This is a genomic window from Streptomyces sp. NBC_00104, from assembly GCF_045160825.1.
GTDB lineage: Bacteria > Actinomycetota > Actinomycetes > Streptomycetales > Streptomycetaceae > Streptomyces.
In genome coordinates this window covers 10,500,582-10,521,286 of sequence record NZ_CP108215.1, presented here as the reverse complement: position 1 = coordinate 10,521,286, position 20,705 = coordinate 10,500,582, and the positions used below count along the sequence as shown (strand labels likewise).

The window sequence follows — 20,705 nt, the reverse complement described above, 5'->3', positions numbered from 1 at the left end:
ATCCGAGAGGACACCCATGTCGCCCAGCCCGTCCCGAGGCGCGCGCCGCACCGTCTCCGGTCTCGCCACCGTCCTGCTGGCCCTGGCCGGCCCTCTGGCGGCCCCGGCCTCACCCGCGGCGGCCGCCGCCGGAACCGGCCAGGTCAGTACGGTCACCTACACGGCGGCGGAGTTGGCCGCCGCCCTCTCGTACTGGACGCCCGCGCGCATGAAGCAGGTCGGCCGCACCGTCGACGTGGGACCGACCGGACCGCTCAGCAAGACCTGGACCGGCAAGGGCATCCCCAGCATCGGCCGGCTCTTCTTCGTCAACTCGAAGGGGCAGGACACCTGGTGCACGGCCAGCGCCGTCACCAGCGACAACCGCTCAGTGATCATGACTGCCGCTCACTGCGCGCGCCTCGGCTCCTCGCCCGTCAACACCTACAGCGACATCGTCTTCGTCCCCGGCTACGCCAAGGGCAAGGCGCCGTACGGCCGCTATGCCGTCAAGGCGACCATGACACCGCGCACCTGGGTCGAGGACACGGTCAACGACGTCGCGGCGATGGTCGTCGCCACCCCGGCCAAGGGGAAGCGGCTCACCGACGCGGTGGGAGCGCAGAGCATCGCCTTCGACCGTCCGGCCGGTGTGCGGGTCACCGCCTTCGGCTATCCGGCGACCACGCCCCAGCGGGGCGAGCAGCTGCTGTACTGCGCCGGTACCTCTCAGCGCGCCCCCGAAGGCGAGCAGCGCGTCCCGTGCGATCTCGGCGGCGGCGCGAGCGGCGGTCCCTGGCTCGCCGACTTCAACTCCTACACCGGCAAGGGGACCGTGGTGTCGGTCAACAGCCACGGCGAGCGCGACGGCGGCACCCCGATGTACGGGCCGACGCTCGACAAGACCGCGCGAGCCGTCTACGACGCCGCCCGACGCGGCTGAGCACCGGGGTTTCCGGCGGGCCGGAGTGGCGTGCCGTCCCGGGCCCGGGACCCGGAGACTGTCATGGCGACTTCTCCGGGCCCCGTAGCTGCGTTGGCAGGGAACAGTCCGTGGTCGACAGGTGGGGCCGAGGCGCCTGCCGGGCGTCTGTTTCGGCCGGCGCCGAGGCGGTCGCTCAACGGACGGTCGTGTGAGGTTGTGCCTGGACGTCGGGTCCGGGGCTACGTGTCGCGTTCTGCGGTGAAGCGCTGCAGCAGGTCGAGCAGGGTTGCCCGGTCCGCGTCGGGCAGGGCGGAGAAGCAGGCGCGAACACCTCGTCGACAACCTCCCGCACCGCACACAGTCGGCGGGGGCAGCCACCGGTGAGGCAGCACATCGATGGAAGACTTCTCTCCATGACCGCTCCGCACCCCTACACGCGCTACGTGGCGATCGGCGACAGCCTGACGGAAGGCCTCGGCGACCCCGACCCCGCGGGCGGGCACCGAGGCTGGGCCGACCGGCTTGCCGAAGTCCTGGCCGGGCACCAGCCGAGTCTCGCGTACGCCAACCTCGCCGTACGCGGCAAGACGGCCGCCCGGATCAGGGCCGAACAGCTCGGACCGGCACTGGAGTTGAAGCCGGACCTCGTGACGGTCATGGCCGGTATGAACGACCTGGTGCGCTCCGGGTTCGACGCCGCGTCGGTCATCGCCGACATCGAGGAGATGTTCGCCCGTCTCACCGCGTCGGGAGCGCGGGTGGCCACCGTGACCTTCCCCGACCTGGGGAAGGTGTCGCCACTCGCGCGCCGGGTGCTCCCCCGCATCCTCGACCTCAACGCCCGCCTGTGTGAGACCGCGGAGCGGCACGGCGTGGCCGTCCTGGACGTCTTCGCCCACCCCGTCACCACCGATCCCCGTCTCTGGGCCGACGACCGGCTGCACGCGAGCCCGCTGGGTCACGCGCGCATCGCCTCCGGCATGGCCCACACGCTCGGTCTGCCGGGTCATGACACCTGGGCGGAGGCGCTGCCCCCGCGGCCTCGCGTCCCCGCCCTGCGGGCCGTCGGCGCCGAGGTGCGCTGGGCCGTGGACTTCCTCGGACCGTGGCTGTGGCGGCGACTGCGCGGACGTTCGTCGGGCGACGGCTGCTCGGCGAAGAGGCCGGAGCCGGGACCGGTGAAGCTCCAGGACGCGGCCTGAGTCCGGAGCTTCAGCTGGCCGGTGCTTCAGCTGGCCGGTGCTTCAGCTGGCCGGTGCTTCAGCTGGCCAGTGCTTCAGCTGTCCAGAGCTTCACCGGGCCTACTTCACGGATCCCGCCATGACCCCCTGCACGAAGTGCCGCTGGAACGCGAAGAACACGACCACCGGCACGATCAGCGACAGGAACGCACCCGGCGCCAGTACGTCGATGTTGCTGCCGAACTGCCGTATCTGCGACTGCAGTTCCACCGTGAGGGGCTGTGCCGAGCTGTCGGCGAACAGCAGCGCCACCAGCATGTCGTTCCACACCCACAGGAACTGGAAGATGGCGAGGCTCGCGATGGCGGGCCGCCCGACCGGCAGGACGAGCCGTGTGAAGATGCGCCACTCGCCGCCCCCGTCCATGCGGGCCGCCTCCAGCATCTCCCTCGGTATCTCCGCGAAGTAGTTCCGCAGCAGGAAGATCGCGAACGGCAGTCCGTACGAGACATGGAAGAGGACGACGCCCGGGATCGTGCCGAACAGCCCCAGCTGGCCGAAGAGTTTGGCCACCGGCAACAGGCCGATCTGCACCGGCACCACCAACAGGGCGACCACCAGCAGGAAGAGCGGGTCACGGCCGGGGAAGTCCAGCCAGGCGAAGGCGTATCCGGCGAGCGCGGCGATGACGACGACGAGCACGGTCGTGGGCACCGAGATCAGCACGGTGTTCCAGAACGCCTGGGTGATGCCGGCGTTCCCCAGCAGCGCCGTGTAGTTGTCGAAGGACAGCTGGCCGGGACTGGTGAGGGCCGTCCACCAGCCGCCGGTGGCCGTGTCCTCGGTGGACCGCAGGGACGACAGGAGCAGTCCGGCGAGCGGGGTGAGCCAAATCAGCCCGACGAGTACGAGGAAGGCCTGGACGAGACCGCTGCCGAGCGCCCGCCTGAGCGCGTTGACGTTCATCGCTGACTCCCTCGGAAGCGGCGGACGTTGAAGACCATGGCGGGGACGACGAGCAGCAGGAGCAGTACGCCGAGCGCGCTGCCGAGTCCCTGGTCGTTGCCGCCGCCGAAGGACACCAGCCACATCTGCGTGGCCAGCACGGTGGCGTCCTCCTGCACCGGTCCGGGCGCGATGATGTAGACGAGGTCGAAGACCTTCATCACGTTGATGACGAGGGTCACGAAGACCACGGTCAGTACGGGGGCCAGCAGGGGCACGGTGATCCGGCGGAACACCTGCCACTCGTTGGCGCCGTCCATGCGCGCCGCCTCCAGGGTGTCGCGCGGCAGCGTCGACAGGCCCGCGCCGATCAGCACCATCGCGAAGCCGGTCCAGATCCACAGGTAGGCGCCGATGATCGCCGGGGTGACGAGTGTCGGGCCGAGCCAGGAGACGCCGTCGTAGGGCGGCGCGAAGTTCGAGCCGGGAAGCGTGACGGTGTACGAGCCGGCCTCCAGGCCCGGGAAGCGGAAGGAGCCGTCGGCCGCTGTGGTGGTGCTCGCGACCGTCTTCCCGTCGCGCACCGCCTCGACCTTCATCTCCGGCAGGCCGCTCTCCCGGCGGTCGACCGCGCCCTGCTTCCCTCCCCCGCCGGGGGTGAAGTCCAGGTAGACGACCCCGCGCAGTTCGTCGGGGCCTGCCTTGCGGGCGGCCGGCCCGTGGGCGGGTTCCGCGCCCTTGAGGTTCTTGGGCGCGACGCCCACCAGGCCGAGGGAGACCGTGTCGCCCGGTGACACGGGTGTGCTCGTACGGTACGAGCCGTTGTCGCCGGCGGTGAGGCCCTGGCCGTCACGGGCGCGGGCCGTCGGGTACGAGGAGGTGCCCTGGAAGGCGTCGTGGATGCCGACCGCCGCCGCGTTGAGGACGCCCTTGTCGGGGTCCTCGTCGTAGGCGAGCCGGAAGATGATGCCGGCGGCCAGGAAGGAGACGGCCATCGGCATGAAGAGCAGCAGCTTGAACGCGGTGGCCCACCGGATCTTCTCGACGAGCACGGCGAGGACGAGTCCCAGCCCCGTGAGCAGGGCGGGGGCCACGACGACCCAGATGGTGGTGTTGCGGACGGCCTTGAGGGTGGCGGGGTCGCGGAACATCTCGGTGTAGTTGTCACCGCCCACGAACCGTGTCCCGGAGGCGTCGAAGAAGCTGCGGCCGACGGAGAACAGCACCGGGTAGAGGACGAGGGCGCCGAGCAGGAGCAGCGCGGGGAGGACGAAGAGCAGGGCGATGGTCCTCCCCCGCCGCCGGGCGCGCCGCTGGTGAGCGGTGCTTCCGGCGGCGGGAGGACCGCCCGCCTTCGTGAACGTGGCGGTCATCGCGGTCAGCCCTTGTAGGCCTTGGCCGCGGCGGTCTCCAGCTGTGCCGCGGTCCCCTTCGGGTCGGACGGGTCGCGCAGGAAGTCCTGGAGGATCTTCCACTCGCCCGCGCCCTTGGTGCCGCCGAACGCGGCCGGGGCCTGGTCGGACATGTCGAAGCGGACGGAGTCCCCGGCGGCTATGAGGGACTTGGCGGTCGTCCGGGTGACGTCGTCTCCGTAGGTGGCGGGGTCGAGCTCCTTGTTCGGGGACAGGAAGCCGCCCGTCTCCGCCCACACCGCGGCGGCCTCCGGGGTCGCCAGGTACTCCAGGAGGGCCATGCCCGCCTTGGTGTTCTTGCCGTCCTTGAGGACGACGGCCGCGTCGCCGCCGCTGACCACGGGTGCCGCGCCACCGCCGACGGGCGGGAACGGGAAGAAGTTCGCGTCCTCGCCGATCTTCCGGCCGAACTGGTCCTTGGCCACACCGGCGACGAAGTCGCCCTCGTAGACCATGCCTGCCTCGGGCTTGGGCCCGAAGACCTTCTCGACGGAGCCCGGGAAGTCGGTGTTGAGGGCGCCGTTCTGTCCGCCCGCCAGGAGCTGCTTGTCCTTGAAGAGCTCGCCGAGCGTGGTGAGCGCGTCGACCACGCTCTGGTCGGTCCACTTCAGCTTGTGGGCGGCGAGGGCGTCGTACTTCTCGGGGCCGGCCTGGGAGAGGTAGACGTTCTCGAACCAGTCGGTGAGCGTCCAGCCGTCCTGGCCCGCGACGGAGAAGGCGGCGAGGCCCGAGTCGGAGACGGTCCGCCCGGCCTTCAGCATCTCGTCGTACGTCTTCGGCGGCTCGACGCCGGCCTGGTCGAGGGCGTCGGGGCTGTACCAGACGGTCGACTTGTGGGCGGCCTTGAAGTACAGCCCGTAGAGGGTGCCGTCGACGCTGCCGTAGTCCTTCCACACGCTCGCGTAGTTGGCGTCGACGGACTTCCGGGTGGTCGGGGACAGCGGCTTGAGCCACCCGTTCCCGGCGAACTGCTGGAGCACGCCGACCTGCGGGACCATCACCACGTCGGGGGCGTTGCCGCCCTCGATCTTGCTGCCGACGACGGTGGAGACGTTGTCGCCGGTGGACACGAACTGGGTCTTGGCGCCGGTCTTCTCGGTGAAGGCCTCCAGCACCTTCTGGAAGTTCTTCTGCTCGCTGCCGGACCAGACGCCGGCCACGGAGACGGTCTGACCACTGAGCGCCTTGTCGCCGCCGCCCGCGGCGACGGGGCCACCGCCACCGCAGGCGGTCGCGCCGAGCGCCAGGGCGAGGGCGGTGCAGCTCGTGAGCAGGGGGGTACGTCGTCGCATCATCGTTGATGTCCCTTCGGGGAGGGTGATTGACGGGGTGGAGCGGTGTGGGGTCTCAGGAATCGGTGTCGTCGCCGATCCACCAGGCGGCCGTGGAGCCGGGGAGCACCCCGGCCGGGCAGGGGCCGCTGGACAGCAAGGGGGTGCCGGAGACGGGCGCCGGGGCGGGCGCCGTACCGAAGTTGACGGCGCAGACCAGGCCGTCGCCGCGGACGAAGCCGAGGACACCGGGCTGGGTGTCCAGCCAGCGCAGCGTGCCCTCGCCGAGCTGGGGCAGCGCGGCCCGCAGCTGGAGGCCGTCGCGGTACAGGTGCCAGAAGGAGCGGGTGTCGGCGAGCGCGCGGTCGGTGGCGTACTCGGCGAAGTACTCGGGCTGCGGCAGCCAGGGTTTGGCGCCCTCGACGCCGGAGGTGAAGCCGAACGGCGAGGCGTGCCCGGACCACGGCAGCGGTACCCGGCAGCCGTCGCGGATGCGGGCGCGGCTGCCGGTGCGGCGGAAGATCGGGTCGGTGAGCACGTCGTCGGGCAGGTCGACGACCTCGGGCAGGCCCAGCTCCTCGCCCTGGTAGATGTACGCGGCCCCGGGCAGCGCCAGCATGAGCAGGGCGGCGGCGCGGGCGCGGGCGGCGCCGAGGCCGCTGCCCTCGACGGCGGGCTCGCCATAGCGGGTGACCGTGCGGACCTGGTCGTGGTTGTTGAGGACCCAGGTGACGGTGGAGCCCGTTCCCGCGATGTCCTGCATGGCCTCGGAGATGACCTTGCGGAAGGCGTCGGCGTCCCAGGAGGCGCTCAACAGGTCGAAGAAGAAGGCCTGGTGCAGTTCGTCGGGGCGTACGTACTTGGCGTGGTCGCGTGCCGTCGGGACCGAGACCTCACCGACCAGGAGCCGCTCGCGGCCGTCGTGTGCCGTGTACTCCTCGCACACCGCCCGCCAGTGCCGCCACACCTCGTGCACCTCGGGCTGGTTCCAGGCGAGCGGGTTGACCGAGTCGCGGGTACGGGCGTCGATCTCGGGGTCCGGCGAGTCGGGCAGCTCGGGATGCTTGAACAGGCCGGCGGCGACATCGATACGGAAGCCGTCCACACCCCGGTCGAGCCAGAAGCGCAGGACACGGTCGAAGTACGCGCCGACCTCGGGGTCGCGCCAGTTCCAGTCGGGCTGCTCGGGCGTGAACATGTGCAGGTACCACTGGCCCGGACGGCCGTCCGCGTCCGTGACGCGGGACCAGGCGGAGCCGCCGAACATGGCGTGCCAGTTGTTGGGCGGCTCGGCCCCGTCCGGTCCCCGCCCGTCGGCGAAGTGGAAGCGGGCCCGTGCCGCGCTCCCCGGCGCGGAGGCCAGCGCCTCGCGGAACCAGGGGTGCTCGCTGGAGCAGTGGTTGGGAACGATGTCGAGCAGCACCTTGACGCCCAGCCGACGGGCGGCCGACATCAGCAGGTCGAACTCGGCGAGGTCGCCGAAGAGCGGGTCGACGTCGCGGTAGTCGGCGACGTCGTAGCCGTGGTCGTGCTGCGGGGAGGGGAAGAACGGACTCAGCCAGATCCCGTCGACGCCCAGCTTCTTCAGGTACGGCAGTCCGGCCCGGACTCCGGCGAGATCGCCGACGCCGTCACCGGTGCTGTCCAGAAAGCTGCGGACGTACACCTGGTAGATCACCGCGTCACGCCACCAGCGATGTGTGTCGATGTGCTTGGAGCTCACCCGTTGGCCTGTCTGTGCGAGCTGACTGTTATGCATGCATGTTAGGTAGATGTTTCACGGAGGTGTCAACGAAGAGGACAGAGGGAATCCGCCAACAGGGATGTTATAAACGGATTTTTCATCCCAGAGAGACGCGAGTCGATACGCTGGCGTTACCTAACATGTAAGTAGGAGAAGTCGTGCCGGCCAGGAGGACGTCAGCCGCGGCGGGAGATGTCGGCCAGCTCCCGCGCCAGCCGACGCACCGCCGCCTCCGGCGTCGAGTGCCCGGCCATCGCATCGTGGACCACCGCCTGCACCACCATGCTGACCTGGTCGTAGCGCGGGCTCTTCGGGCGCGGTGCGGCCTTGAGGACGCTCGCGCGCAGAGTCGGCAGGTACGGGAACTCCCGCACCAGTTCCGGGTCCTGGTACAGATCCGCGCGCACGGGAGGCAGCGCACCCCGGGTGAGGACCTGGCGCTGGACGCGCTCGCCCGTGAGATAGGAGATCAGGCGTGCAGCGGTGTCGGGGTGTTCGGCGTGCGCGTTGACGGCCAGGTTGGAGCCGCCGAGCACGCTGGTTCCGGGCCCGTCCGGACCCGGCAGCGGTGCGGCGCCGATCTTCCCGGCGACCGCGGAGCCCTTGGCGGAGGCGCCGACGTACGCGTAGGGCCAGTTGCGCAGGAAGAGCAGCCGGCCGTCCTGGAAGGCCTGCCTGGACTCCTCCTCCTTGTACTCCAGAGCCTCCTTGGGGATCCAGCCGTCGCGTGCACCGCGGGCGAGGAACCCGATGCCCTCGCGCGCCGCCGAGCCGACGGTGACGCGTTGGCCCTCGTCGCCGAGGATCGTGCCGCCCGCCGAGTACACGGCCTCGGCCGCGTTGACGGTGAGGCCCTCGTAGGGCAGGAACTGGCCCGCGTAGCCGTCGAGGCCGTGCCTGGGCGCGATGGTCTTCGCGTAACGCTCCAGCTCGGCCCAGGTGCGGGGCGGCTGGACGCCCTCCTTGGCAAGGATGTCCTTGCGATAGAAGAGCAGGCCGGCGTTGGTGACGTACGGGACGGCGTACAGCTGTCCGTCGTACGTCGCGGTGTCCACGACCGGCTGGAGGAAGCTGCTCAGGGGAAAGCGGTTGCGGGGCAGCGGGCGGATCCAGTCGGCGGCGGCGAACTCCGAGGTCCAGGTGACGTCGATGTTGAGGACGTCGAAGCGGCCGCGTTCGCCCGCACGCAGGTCGGTGATCATCTGGGCGCGGGTCTCGTCGGCGGAGTCCGGCAGTTCGACGAGGGTGACCTTCTCACCGGGGTGAGCGCGGTTCCAGCCCTCGAGGAGTGGACCGAGGTAGCCGGTGAGGTCGCCCGCGGTGGCGAGGGTCAGCGGCCCGCGACCCTCGGGTCCGCCGGTGGCCTGTGCCCCGGACGCGCCATAACCGGCCAGAACGACCGCGAGGACGAGGAGGCCCCTACCGGCGGCGCGTATCCACCGCATAGGTTCCTCCCTGTACACCGGCGCCGGGCACCTTCGCCCGGAGTCAGAGGCCATGTATACCTGTTAGGTATGGGCGATACTAGGGCCTGGAACACAATACGAGGCTGCGAGGAGGACAGCTCGAGTGCGCCTGCCCCTCCTGGCCTTGCTGGCGCGCGGCCCGGCCCACGGCTACGAGCTCAAGCAGGACCTTGAGCAACTACTGGGTGCCGCGTACCCTCAGCCGAACGTCGGCCAGATCTACGTGACCCTCGGCCGCCTCGAGAAGTCGGGACTGATCGAGGGGGAGGAGGTCGAGCAGGCGAGCCGGCCGAACAAGAAGATCTACCACCTCACCGATGCCGGGCGGGAGGCGCTGCGCGCCTGGTACGAGGAGACGGCGGACGAGCCGCGGGTGCGGGACGAGTTCTTCATGAAGCTCGCGCTCGCCGAGCAGACCGGTCTCGCCGACAGAATCGCCCTGATCAACAGACAACGGCGCCACTACCTGAACACCATGCGCAACCTGTCGAAGCTCTCCACGGCCGAGAACCGGGACAACCGCATCTCCCGGCTGCTGATCGAGGGCGCCATGCTGCACCTCCAGGCCGACCTGGACTGGCTGGAGCGCTGCCAGGAGGAACTGGAGGAGCCGAAGTGAGCGACGCCCCCACTCCTGTGCTGCGGGCCGAGGGCCTCGTCAAGACCCACTACGGACAGGGTGCGCCCGCCCGTGCCGTGCGCGGTGTGGACCTGCGGGTGCGGCCCGGCGAGTTCGTGGCCGTCACCGGCCCGTCCGGCGCGGGCAAGTCGACGCTGCTGCACCTGCTCGGCGGACTGCAGCGACCGGACGGCGGCAGCATCTGGCTGGACGGCGAGCGCACGGACGCCTACAGCGAGGCGCGGTGGGCCGTGGAGCGTCGCCGCCGTATCGGCATCGTCTTCCAGTTCTTCAACCTCGTCTCCAACCTGTCGGTCGCCGACAACGTGGAGCTGCCCGCGCTGCTGGCCGGGGTCTCCGCCAAGCGGGCGCGCGCCGAGCGTGAGGAGCTGCTGGCCGAGCTGGGTCTGGCGGGCAAGGAGCGGAGCATGCCGGGCGAGCTGTCCGGCGGCGAGCAGCAGCGGGTCGCGCTGGCCCGGGCCCTGGTCAACCGTCCTCCGCTGCTGCTGGCCGACGAGCCCGCGGGCAGCCTGGACAGCAAGGGCACACGTGAGGTGATGCGGTTGCTGTCCCGTTTCCACGGACGTGGTCAGACGATCGTTCTGGTCACTCATGACGCACGACTGGCGAGTGCGGCGGACCGGGTGATCAGCTTCTTCGACGGCCGGATAGCCGACGACGTCGAACTGGACGGCACGCCGTCGCCCGGCGCGGGGGTTCCCGCCGTGCTGGAGCTGAAGGACTGACCGATGCGAGCCACGTTGCGCTGGGCGCACTCGGACCTGCGGACCCATCGGGGCGAGGCGCTGTTCCTGGTCCTCGCCACGGTCGGCATCGTCACCTCCCTGCTGCTGGCGACGGCGCTCTTCGGGTATGCGACGAACCCCTGGCAACGTGTCTTCACACAGTCCCGGGGCGCACACGTGTGGCTTCACACCGCTCCCTCCGCCGAGACGTCCGGGCTCGCCGGTCTGGGCGGCGTCGAGTCCGTCGCGGGCCCCTACCCCACGGCGTCCACCACGGTCACCTCCCGCGGCGCCCGCGCCTCCGTCGAGCTGCGCGGCACGTCCGAACGGCCCGTGGTCGGCCGCCCGTTGCTCGCCTCCGGCCGCTGGCTGGATCCCGGGAGGCCGGACGGTGTGGTGCTGGAGAGCACTCTCGCCCGGGCACTGCTGGCCGAGCCCGGGGACGTACTCACGCTGCCCGGCGGCACCGGCACGCTGACGGTCCTGGGCGTCGCCGACAGCGCCGAGCCGCGCTACAGCAAGGGGGAGCGACCGGGGCTCGTCTGGGCGCCGCCGTCCGCCCTGCCCCGCACCGGCTCCGACGGCGGCCAGGTGATCGGGCTGCGTCTGACGGACCCCTCGGACACCGACTACACCGTTCAGCGTGCCGTCACCATGCTGGGTGCCGGCGCCGTCAGTGAGGTCTCCGCCTGGCAGCAGGCGCGGGCCGAGGCCGAGGGCGAGGACCGGCTGCTCGGTCTGGTGCTGGGGTTGTTCGGGCTCGGCGCGCTGGTCGCCGCCGGACTCGCCGTGCACGGGGCCATCGGCACCCGCGTGCGAGGCCATCTCCGCGACATCTCGATCCTGAAGGCGATCGGTTTCACACCGGGCCAGGTGGTGCGCGTCTTCCTGGTCCAGCACCTCGCCTACGCGCTGCTGGGCGCCGTGGCCGCGGTGGCGCTCACCCAGGCGCTGGGCCCCCGGATGCCCGGGCGCCTCGGGGACGCGGTCGGCATGTGGCAGGGACTGCCGGGCCACCCGGTGGCTCTCGTGGCGGTGCCGGTGGGCGTGGTGCTGTTCATCGGGGCGACCACAGGACTCGCGGCCTGGCGGGCGGGACGGGTGCCCCCGGTTCCGGTGGCGCGGACCGCCGCGCCGGCGGGCGGACGTCTGTCGGGTGTGGCGCGCCGGGCTCTCGGCCTGCGGCTGCCGCCCGCGCTGGTCCTCGGCTGGCACAGGGCGTTCACGCGCCGCCCTCGCGCACTGGCCACGATCGCCCGTCTCGCGCTGCCGCTGATGCTGATCGTGGTGGCGATGAGCGCGTGGACGACCATGGACCGCTTCCACAGCCGACCGGAGCGGATGGGCCTCGCGGCAGCGCTCACCGTGCGCGCCGACACCGGTCTCGGCGACCCGGCGACCCGGGCCCTCCTGGCGCGCAGTCCCGAGGTCGCCGCCGCCTATCCGGGCGTCGAGGTGGCGGCCCTGGTGCCGGGCCAGACGGCCACGATCGCGCTGCGCGGTCTCGGCACCGACAAGGACCCGTACCCCTACACGCCGGCCGAGGGCCGTCCCGCCCATGGTCCCGACGAGGCGGTGGCCGGGCAGGGGCTGCTCGACCTGCTGGACGTGGAGGTCGGCGACTGGGTGCGTATGACCGTGGGCGGCCGGCCCCAGATCCTGCACATCGTCGGCCGTAGCATCGAGCCGGAGAACTCCGGCCGCGTCATCTCCACCTCGCTCGACACCCTCCGGGAGAACGACCCCGAACTCCGGCCGACGCTCTACCAGGTCCGGCTGCGTGCCGGCGCGGAGCCGCAGCGGGTCGCCACGGAGCTGACCGCCTCGGCCGGCCGGGGACAGCTGGACGTGCACGTCGTGACGAACCCCGCGGACGGACTGTCGCCGCTGCGCGGTGTCGTCGTCGGCCTGCTCGGCGTCCTCGCGCTCATCGGACTCGTCGAACTGCTGACCGCCATCGGCGGCACCGTCCGCGAGGGCGAGCGGGACCTGCTGGCGCTCAAAGCGATCGGACTGTCACCGCGGCAGATCACCGCGATCACCGTCACGGCCACCGGCTGCACCGCCCTGGCGTCGGTCGTGGTCGCCATGGCGCTGGGCATCCCCCTCGCCCGGTGGCTGATCGACGCCCAGGGCCGGTCGAACGGCATCGGGGCCGGCATCGCCCAGGTCCCCTCCCCCGCCGCTCTGTCCGCGCTGGCCGCAGCGGCGGTACTGGGTGCCCTGGCCCTTGCCGCTCTCCCCGCGGCCCGCGCCTCCCGCCGCCGCCTCGCGGACACGCTGAGCGCGGTGGCGTAGGTCTCCCAGGAGCGGTGTCGGCCCGGCCCGGCCGACATTCCAGGTCTCTCGACAGGATCGTCGAGCCCTTACGCCGAGGCCTCCCACCGTAGGGCCCCGTGGGCGTCAGGCGGGAGGGTGCGCGGGCGGCAGAGTCCGCCCGGAGCATTGACCCTGTGGCATGACCATGCAAACCTGCTGGATGGGAGCGCTCCCATGACCTCGCCTTTGGCGCAGGGGATTCCGTACAGCGGCCGCCCCTGCCCTTCCCCCCACTGGAGGCGCCCGTGCAGTCCCCCACTTCGTGTCGCCGACGCCGTTCCCGCGCGACGACCGTCAGCCTGCTCACCTTGGTCACCTTCGCCGGTGTGCTGACCGGCACCACCGGGGCGGCCGAGCCCGACCGCTCCGCCGAAGCTCGTACCGCCATCACCGCGGACTCCCCCGTCAGAGTCAACCGACTCGGCTACCTGCCGGACGGACCGAAGCGAGCCACGTTCGTCAACTCGGCCTCCCAGCCGCTGTCCTGGCAGTTGCGCAACGCCTCCGGGCAGACTGTGGCCTCCGGTTCCACCACCCCGCGCGGGACGGACGCCGCCTCCGGGGACGCCACTCATCTCGTGGACTTCTCGTCGTACACGGGGACGGGCAGCGGTTACGTCCTCGCGGTGTCCGGACAGAACAGCCCGTCCTTCGACATCCGCGCCGACCTCTACAACACCCTGCGCTCGGACGCGATGGCGTTCTTCTACCACCAGCGCAGCGGAACGCCCATCGAGGCGTCCCTGGTGGGATCGGCCTACGCGCGGCCGGCCGGTCATCTGGGCGTCGCTCCCAACAAGGGCGACACCCGCGTGCCCTGCCAGGCCGGTGTCTGCGACTACACCCTCGACGTCCGGGGCGGCTGGTACGACGCAGGCGACCAGGGCAAGTACGTGGTGAACGGCGGCATCTCCACATGGCTGTTGGTGAACTCGTACGACCGCGCCGCACGTGCCGGCAACGGAGCCGCCCTCGGTGACTCCACTCTGCGCATCCCCGAGCGGGGCAACAACACGCCCGACGTGCTCGACGAGGCGCGCTGGGAGCTGGAGTTCCTGTTGCGGATGCAGGTTCCCGACGGGCGGCCGTACGCCGGAATGGCCTTCCACAAGATCCACGACGCCCAGTGGACCGCGCTGCCCACCCGGCCCGAACAGGACGCGCAGCCCCGCGAACTGCACCGGCCTTCGACGGCCGCCACCCTCAACCTCGCGGCGACCGCGGCGCAGTGCGCCCGCGTGTACGCGCCGTACGACGCGGGGTTCGCGTCACGCTGCCTGACCGCCGCACGCAAGGCGTGGGCCGCCGCCAAGGCGAACCCCGGCGTCATCGCGCCGGATTCGGACGGCACGGGCGGGGGCGCCTACGGGGACGGTCGCGTGAGCGACGAGTTCTACTGGGCTGCTGCCGAGCTCTACGCGGCCACCGGGGAAGGCGCCTTCCGGGACGCTGTCACGTCCTCGTCCTGGCACACGGCCTCCGACGCCTTCACCTCCTTCGGCTTCGGCTGGGCGGATACCGCCGCGCTCGGCCGGCTCACGCTCGCCACGGTGCCAGGCGCTCTGCCCGCCTCGGACGTCACCCGGCTGCGCTCCTCGGTCGTCTCGGCAGCCGACGGCTACCTCGACTCGATGTCGGGCCAGGGCTATCCGGCGCCGATCCCGGTGTCGGCGTACGTCTGGGGCTCCAACAGTCAGGTCACCGACAACGCGCTGGTCATGGCTGTGGCGTACGAACTGACGGGCCAACGGCGTTACCGGGACGGCGCCTTGGAGTCGATGGACTATCTGCTGGGCCGCAACGCGCTCGGCCTGTCCTACGTCACCGGGTACGGCACGCAGTACGCCCGCAACCAGCACCACCGCTTCTGGGCGCGCCAGTACGACGCCTCGCTGCCGAACCCGCCCGCGGGCTCACTGGCCGGCGGTCCCAACAGCGCCCTGCAGGATCCGGTGGCGCAGCAGCGGCTCGGTGGGTGCAAGCCCGCGGCCTGCTACATCGACGACATCGGCTCGTACTCGACAAACGAGGTCGCGATCAACTGGAACGCCCCGCTGGCCTGGCTGGCCGCCTTCGCCGCCGAGCGGCCTCGGACGGCCTGAGCGCGCGCCGGTTCCCGCGCACGCCCGGGGTGCGTCACTTGGTCGCGCCCCGGGCGAAGCCGTTGTAGATGTACCGCTGGAGGAAGAGGAAGACGGCCGGTGTCGGCAGGACGACGAGGACCGCGCCCGCGGAGATGTTCTCCCAGTGCGCGCCGAAGGGTCCCGGGAAGCGGAACAGCGCGGTGGAGATCGTCCCCGGCTCTTCCGACGGCATGTACAGGAAGGGGATGCAGAAGTCGTTGTAGACCGTGATCCCCTTGATGATCACCACGGTGGCGACGGCCGGCTTGAGCAGCGGGAGGATGATCCGCCAGTAGATGGTGAGGGCGTCCGCTCCGCCGAGCCGCGCCGCCTCGTCCCGCGAGACCGGGATGCCCCGCATACCGCCGTCAAGCGGTGCTCGGCGGCGGCCCGTTGCCGCACCGGTTACGAACCGGCGGTCTTCGCGGCCTCGTTCCACCGCTCGCCGAGGTCCGTCAGGTAGTCGTCGAGGTCGCCCTTCTGCGCGCCGCGTGCCATGTCGACGAGCTTCTGCCGGTAGTCGGGTGTGTTGAGGCCGATCTCGGCGGCCTTGTCGATCGCGTTGACCGTGCCCGTCTCGCTCTGCGACACCTCGATGAGCCGCACCCCCGCGTCGGTGTACGGCTTCAGCGTCGCCGGCAGGGCACTGGACTTGAGCGTCGGCACGGAACCCTCGTTCTGCGCGAAGCCGGACTTGTCGGTGAACCAGTCGAGCCAGGCGCGGGCGGCTTCCTTGTGTTCGGAGTGGATGCTCACGGCCTGCACATAGTCGGCCGAGACGACGGAGCAGAACTTCCCGTCGACCTGGGCGGGGAACGGCATGAACCCGATGTCGTCCGGGTTGGTGCCGGCCTTCTCCGCGGCGTCCTGCATCTGCGTGATCGCCCACGACCCGAGCAGCATCGTCGCGATGTCGCCCTTGGCGATCATGCCCTTCGACGCCTCCCAGTTGGTGGTGCTCGGGTCCTTCTCCGCGAGCTTGCCGTGCACGATGTCGTACAGCAGGGTGTCGGCGACGGTCAGGTCGCTCCCCTTGGCCCACGGGTCGGCGGAGACGAGCTTGTTGCTGGCCTGCGGGTCGCAGGAGACCGATCCGAGGATGCCCGTCCAGGGCGAGGTCAGCGGCCAGGCGTCCTTGAAGTTCGTGTAGTAGGGCACCGCGCCCGTCCTGGCCTTGATCGCCTCGAGGTCGTCCAGGAACCGGGCGGGGGTGGTGGGCCAGTCGGTGATACCGGCCTTCTTCCAGACGGCCTTGTTGTAGACGAACCCGTTCGCGTTGCCGACCGTGGCCACGCCGTAGACCTTGCCGCCGACCGCGCTCTTGTCGATGAACCGGTACTTCCCGGCGAGTTGCTTCTCCCCGCCGAGGGAGGCGAAGAACTTGGGGTAGTCGTCCTTGGCTATCGCGTTGGGGATCATCAGGACGTCGCCGTACTGGTCCGTGTTCATACGGATCTTGACTTCGCCCTCGTAGTCGGTGATGGCCTCGAACGTGACCTTCACCTTCGGGTAGACCTTGTTGAACTCCGCCGCGTACGTGTCCATCGTGCCGTTCTGCACCAGGTCGGTCCGGTGTGTGAGGACCTTGATCTCGCCGGAGACCTTCCCCGGATCGGCGGGAGCGTTCGCGGCCTCCCCCGTCGTCGCGGCTCCCCCGCTGCACCCCGCGACGGCCAGCATCGCGGCGGTGATCAGCACGCCGGAAAGCGACTTCTTCCCCATGTGCCCAACTCCCTTCAGGGTTACGGCTCCGGACTGCGAGTGGGAACGACGGCACTATGGCAGCCACAGTTAAACCGGTATAGCTATCGATCTCCCCGCGATATAGAATCGTTACCTGCACCGTAATTCTCCCGGATCAATACCGCAGATATACAGGCATCTTGCGGGGATCAAACCTCTCCATGTGGAACTAAACCGGTTCATGGACAGCGAGCAAAGCGACCCGTTATCTTGTGCTCGGCCGATCACCGCCAGGCCCGAGTCGCTTCGATGGGAGCCGCGCATGAAGGACGTCACCCCCCTCTCCGAGGGCTGGAACCTGCTCCACGACGGGTCGCCGCTGCCCGCCCAGGTACCGGGATGCGTCCACACGGACCTGCTCGACGCCGGGCTGATCCCCGACCCGTTCATCGGGATGAACGAGCACGAAGTGGCATGGGTCGGCCGACGTGACTGGACCTACACCCGGCCACTGGACCTGCCGCCCTCCGCTCACGAGCGCACCGACCTCGTCTTCGAGGGGCTGGACACGGCGGCCGAGATCGCTGTGGGCGGCGATCTCCTCGGCCGCACCCGCAACATGCACCGCTCCTACCGCTTCGACGTCACCGGACGGAGCGGTGAACTGAGTGTGCGGTTCACATCGGCCTACACCGAGGCCGAGGCTGTCAAAGAGCTCGTCGGTGAGCGGCCCAACGTCTACCCCGAGCCGTCCCAGTACATCCGCAAGATGGCCTCCAGCTTCGGCTGGGACTGGGGGCCCACCGTGGTGACCGCCGGCATCTGGAAGCCGGTCCGGCTGGAAACCTGGTCGACCGCCCGCATCGACCGGGTCCGGCCCGTGGTGACGGTCGCGGACGGGGCGGGCCGCGTGGAGCTGCGCGTCGAGGTGGAGCGCACCGAGTCCGGCAGGTCCCGCACCGTGACGGCCCACGCCACGGTGGCCGGGGCCGAGGCGACCACCGTCGTGGAAGGTGACCGGGCCACCCTGGTCCTGGAGGTCCCCGACCCAGCGCTCTGGTGGCCGCGCGGCTACGGCGAACAACCTCTGTACGACGTCGAGTTGACGCTGCTGGGTGCCGACGACGCGGATTCCGGGCCGCTACCGCTCGACACCTGGCACCGTCGGATCGGCTTCCGTACCGTCCGCCTGGACCGGTCGGAGGACGAGCACGGCACCGGCTTCACCTTCGTCGTCAACGGCGTACGCGTCTTCGCCCGGGGCGTCAACTGGATCCCCGACGACGTGCTGCCCTCCCGCATCACATCCGACCGCTACCGTCGTCGCCTCGAACAGGCCGCGGCGGCCAACGTCGACCTCGTGCGTGTCTGGGGCGGCGGTCTCTACGAGAGCGAGGCCTTCTACGACGCCTGCGACGAGCTGGGCCTGATGGTCTGGCAGGACTTTCTGTTCGCCTGCTCGGCCTACCCGGAGGAGCCGCCGCTGCGCGGCGAGGTGGAGGCGGAGGCCCGCGAGAACGTCGTACGCCTGATGCCGCACCCCTCGCTGGTGCTGTGGAACGGCAACAACGAGAACCTGTGGGGCTTCCGGGACTGGGGCTGGGAGTCCGAACTCGCCGGTGCCACCTGGGGAGAGGGCTACTACCTCGGCCTACTCCCCCGGATCGTCGCCGAACTCGACCCCACCCGGCCGTACACCGCGGGCAGCCCCTGGTCCGGTTCCTGGGAGCACCACCCCAACGACCCGGCGCACGGCACCCACCACTCCTGGGAGGTGTGGAACCGCCTCGACCACGGCGAGTACCGGGCGAGCGTCCCGCGCTTCGTCGCGGAGTTCGGCTGGCAGGCGCCCCCGGCCATCTCGACGCTGCGCCGCGCGCTTCCCGGGGAGGACCTGGCACCCGGCTCCCCCGGCATGCTCCACCACCAGAAGGCCGAGGACGGCAACGGCAAGCTGAACCGGGGCGTCGCTCGCCACTTCGCGCTGCCCGACGGCGACTTCGACCGCTGGCACTACCTGACCCAGGTGGTCCAGGCGCGCGCCGTCGCCGCCGGCATCGAGCACTGGCGGTCGCACTGGCCGGTGTGCGCGGGCACGATCGTCTGGCAGCTCAACGACTGCTGGCCCGTCAGCTCGTGGGCGGCGATCGACGGGGACGAGCGGCTCAAGCCGCTCTACCACGAGCTGCGCCGCGTGTACGCCGACCGCCTGGTGACCGTACAGCCCGAGGTCGACGGCCTGGCCGTGGCCCTGGCCAACCAGTCCGCGGACGCCTGGGACACCGAGGTGCTCCTGCGGCGCCTGACCACCGACGGCACGACCCTGGCGCGGACGCGGCTCACCGCACGTGCCGGGGCTCGGAGCGTGACCCGGCTCGCCGTGCCGGACGACCTGCTGCCCACGCCCCACTCCCCCAAGGAGTATCTGGTCGCCGAGGCGGACGGCCTGCGCTCCTTCCACTTCGCCGCCCGGGACCGGGACACCGACTACCCCACGCCGCGCTTCGAGGTGGAGGTGCGGCCGGTCACCGGCGGCGGGGATAGGGTCGATGTCGTGGTGACAGCACACACTTTGGTACGGGACCTGCTGCTTCAGGCCGACAGGCTCGGTCCGGACGCCTCGGCGGACCGCGGTCTGGTGACTCTCCTCCCCAACGAGCAGGCCCGGATCACGGTCAGCGGCGTGTCCGGCGTGTCCGGCGTGTCCGGCCTGTCGGCGGACCGGGTACGAGAAGCGATCTTCTGCGTGGAGGGGTCGTGAGCGCCCCACCGGCCAGGGTCACCATCAAGGACGTCGCCGCCCGCGCGGGTGTGTCCAAGGGTGCCGTCTCCCTCGCCTTCAACCAGAAGCCCGGTCTCTCCGAGGCGACGCGCGAGCGCATCTTCGCCGCCGCACGCGAGCTGGGCTGGGAACCGAACCTGTCCGCGCGCAGCCTGTCGAACCAGCGGGTGGACGCCGTGGGCCTCGCGATCTGCCGCCCCGCCCGCCTGCTCGGGCTCGAACCGTTCTACATGGAGTTCATCTCCGGCATCGAGAGTGTGCTCACCGAGCACTCCTGCTCGCTGCTGCTGCGCCTGGTCCGTGACCTCGACGAGGAGGTCGCGCTGCAGGAGAGGTGGTGGCGCGGACGGCAGGTCGCCGGGTCCATCCTCGTGGACTTCCACGAGGGCGACCCGCGCGTCCCGGCCCTCAAGGACCTCGGTCTGCCCGCCGTCGCCGTAGGGCATCCGTCCCTCACCGAGGATCTGGTCTCGGTCTGGACCGACGACGCCACCGCCGTCGCCCAGGCCGTCCGCTACCTCGCCGCGCTCGGCCACCACCGGATCGCCCGCGTCGGCGGACCGCGCACGCTCGGCCACAGCGGCATCCGTGCCACGGCGTTCGAGTCCACCGTCGCCGAACTCGGCCTGGAGGAGGGTCAGCAGGTCGCGACCGGTTTCGCGGGTGAGGAGGGTGCCCGCGCCACCCGCGCCCTGCTGTTGTCCGCGCGGCGCCCGACGGCGATCGTCTACGACAACGACATCATGGCCGTGGCGGGCGCGGCGGTCGCCGCCGAAATGGGCCTGTCGGTACCGCAGGACCTGTCGCTCCTCGCCTGGGACGACTCCCAGCTGTGCCGGCTCACCCACCCCACCCTGTCGGCCATGAGCCACGACGTCCACGGCTTCGGCGCCGAGGTCGCCCGCACACTCTTTTCCGTGATCGCCGGGGAGGACGTGGTGTCCCACCAGGTGCCGACACCGGCCCTGACCCCGCGGGGGTCCACGGCGCCCCCGCCTGCCTGACGGAGCCGCGTCGGGGGCGAAGCCGGAACACACGCCTCGGCCGCGAACCGCGTAGGGTGCCGAGCCGATCGAGGGACAGGGACGGAGCCCGCGCCCATCGCCCGCGCCCATCGCCCGCGCCAAGAAGGGCGGACACCTGCGCGACGACTTCGCCTCAGGTACGCGCACGGCGCAACCTGGGTGCACGAGGCGTGTTTGGGCGCCACGCGAAAGGCTACTTGGCGTAGTGACACCGAGGTCAGACCTGTCAGGGAGTGATGAACGGTGGCACGAGAGCAGAAGGCCAAGGCGAAGAAGGAAGCGGTCAAGGGCAAGGCCAAGGAGGCGGCAGGCCGCGCCCTGGGCAACGAGAAGATGGAGGCCGAAGGCCGCGGCGGCCAGGCGAAGGGTGACGCACGCCAGGCGAAGGAGAAGACGAAGGACGTCTTCCGGCACTGACGAACGCTGAACCTTGGACGGACCCCCGCCGAGAGGCTGGGGTCCGTCGGCTGTTCTCGGCCGTACGT

Annotated in this window: 14 protein-coding genes and 2 pseudogenes; 9 read left to right on the top strand and 7 right to left on the bottom strand. The window is 70.8% G+C overall.

Features of this window, described 5'->3' with window-relative positions; translation table 11 throughout:
* Window positions 1–16 precede the first annotated feature (16 nt).
* Window positions 17–922, top strand: a complete 906-nt coding sequence (locus OG272_RS45910) for a trypsin-like serine peptidase (RefSeq protein ID WP_405895954.1) — start codon at window positions 17–19, stop codon at window positions 920–922.
* Between the two features lie 395 nt (window positions 923–1,317).
* Window positions 1,318–2,106: an SGNH/GDSL hydrolase family protein gene (locus tag OG272_RS45905; RefSeq protein WP_326573614.1), complete on the top strand. Its 789-nt coding sequence runs from the start codon at window positions 1,318–1,320 to the stop codon at window positions 2,104–2,106.
* Between the two features lie 99 nt (window positions 2,107–2,205).
* Here the strand turns inward: OG272_RS45905 and OG272_RS45900 are convergent, their stop codons facing one another.
* The 5 genes from OG272_RS45900 to OG272_RS45880 form a co-directional block, all read right to left on the bottom strand.
* A complete protein-coding gene (locus OG272_RS45900) occupies window positions 2,206–3,051 on the bottom strand; it encodes a carbohydrate ABC transporter permease (protein WP_326573615.1) in 846 nt (281 codons plus the stop codon).
* The gene (locus OG272_RS45895; protein ID WP_327726251.1) at window positions 3,048–4,403 is read right to left on the bottom strand and encodes an ABC transporter permease subunit; all 1,356 of its coding nucleotides are present in this window, start codon (window positions 4,401–4,403) and stop codon (window positions 3,048–3,050) included. Before OG272_RS45895 ends, OG272_RS45900 begins: the two co-directional genes overlap by 4 nt.
* 5 nt (window positions 4,404–4,408) lie before the next feature.
* Complete coding sequence (locus tag OG272_RS45890) at window positions 4,409–5,737, bottom strand: extracellular solute-binding protein (RefSeq protein WP_327726252.1); 1,329 nt, start codon at window positions 5,735–5,737, stop codon at window positions 4,409–4,411.
* A 52-nt stretch (window positions 5,738–5,789) separates the two neighbouring features.
* On the bottom strand, window positions 5,790–7,472 hold the full coding sequence (locus tag OG272_RS45885) for a glycoside hydrolase family 13 protein (protein WP_327750270.1): 1,683 nt from the start codon (window positions 7,470–7,472) through the stop codon (window positions 5,790–5,792).
* Window positions 7,473–7,633: 161 nt separating this feature from the next.
* Window positions 7,634–8,902 (bottom strand): ABC transporter substrate-binding protein, encoded by a 1,269-nt coding sequence (locus tag OG272_RS45880; RefSeq protein WP_327726254.1) that lies wholly within the window; start codon window positions 8,900–8,902, stop codon window positions 7,634–7,636.
* 124 nt (window positions 8,903–9,026) lie between these two features.
* Between OG272_RS45880 and OG272_RS45875 the strand changes: the two genes are divergently transcribed.
* The 4 genes and pseudogenes from OG272_RS45875 to OG272_RS45860 all read left to right on the top strand — a co-directional run bounded on the left by OG272_RS45875 (window position 9,027) and on the right by OG272_RS45860 (window position 14,709).
* On the top strand, window positions 9,027–9,542 hold the full coding sequence (locus tag OG272_RS45875) for a PadR family transcriptional regulator (RefSeq protein ID WP_326573620.1): 516 nt from the start codon (window positions 9,027–9,029) through the stop codon (window positions 9,540–9,542).
* Window positions 9,543–9,634: 92 nt separating this feature from the next.
* Window positions 9,635–10,288, top strand: a pseudogene (locus OG272_RS45870) (ABC transporter ATP-binding protein); the annotation flags it as partial.
* 3 nt (window positions 10,289–10,291) lie between these two features.
* The gene (locus OG272_RS45865) at window positions 10,292–12,586 is read left to right on the top strand and encodes an ABC transporter permease (protein ID WP_327726255.1); all 2,295 of its coding nucleotides are present in this window, start codon (window positions 10,292–10,294) and stop codon (window positions 12,584–12,586) included.
* Window positions 12,587–12,915: 329 nt separating this feature from the next.
* Window positions 12,916–14,709 carry a glycoside hydrolase family 9 protein gene (locus OG272_RS45860; RefSeq protein WP_327726256.1) on the top strand — a complete coding sequence of 598 codons (1,794 nt, stop codon included), beginning with the start codon at window positions 12,916–12,918 and terminating at the stop codon, window positions 14,707–14,709.
* Window positions 14,710–14,743: 34 nt separating this feature from the next.
* Here the strand turns inward: OG272_RS45860 and OG272_RS45855 are convergent.
* A pseudogene (locus tag OG272_RS45855) lies at window positions 14,744–15,091 on the bottom strand (ABC transporter permease subunit); the annotation flags it as partial.
* 44 nt (window positions 15,092–15,135) lie between these two features.
* Window positions 15,136–16,452, bottom strand: a complete 1,317-nt coding sequence (locus tag OG272_RS45850) for an ABC transporter substrate-binding protein (protein WP_327726257.1) — start codon at window positions 16,450–16,452, stop codon at window positions 15,136–15,138.
* 283 nt (window positions 16,453–16,735) lie between these two features.
* Between OG272_RS45850 and OG272_RS45845 the strand changes: the two genes are divergently transcribed.
* The 3 genes from OG272_RS45845 to OG272_RS45835 all read left to right on the top strand — a co-directional run bounded on the left by OG272_RS45845 (window position 16,736) and on the right by OG272_RS45835 (window position 20,637).
* Entirely contained in the window at window positions 16,736–19,174 is a 2,439-nt protein-coding gene (locus tag OG272_RS45845; RefSeq protein WP_405895953.1) for a glycoside hydrolase family 2 protein, read from the top strand.
* Complete coding sequence (locus OG272_RS45840; protein ID WP_327726259.1) at window positions 19,171–20,199, top strand: LacI family DNA-binding transcriptional regulator; 1,029 nt, start codon at window positions 19,171–19,173, stop codon at window positions 20,197–20,199. The genes OG272_RS45845 and OG272_RS45840 overlap by 4 nt, the downstream gene beginning before the upstream one ends.
* A gap of 264 nt (window positions 20,200–20,463) precedes the next feature.
* Complete coding sequence (locus OG272_RS45835; protein ID WP_326573626.1) at window positions 20,464–20,637, top strand: CsbD family protein; 174 nt, start codon at window positions 20,464–20,466, stop codon at window positions 20,635–20,637.
* The last annotated feature ends 68 nt before the right edge of the window (window positions 20,638–20,705 follow it).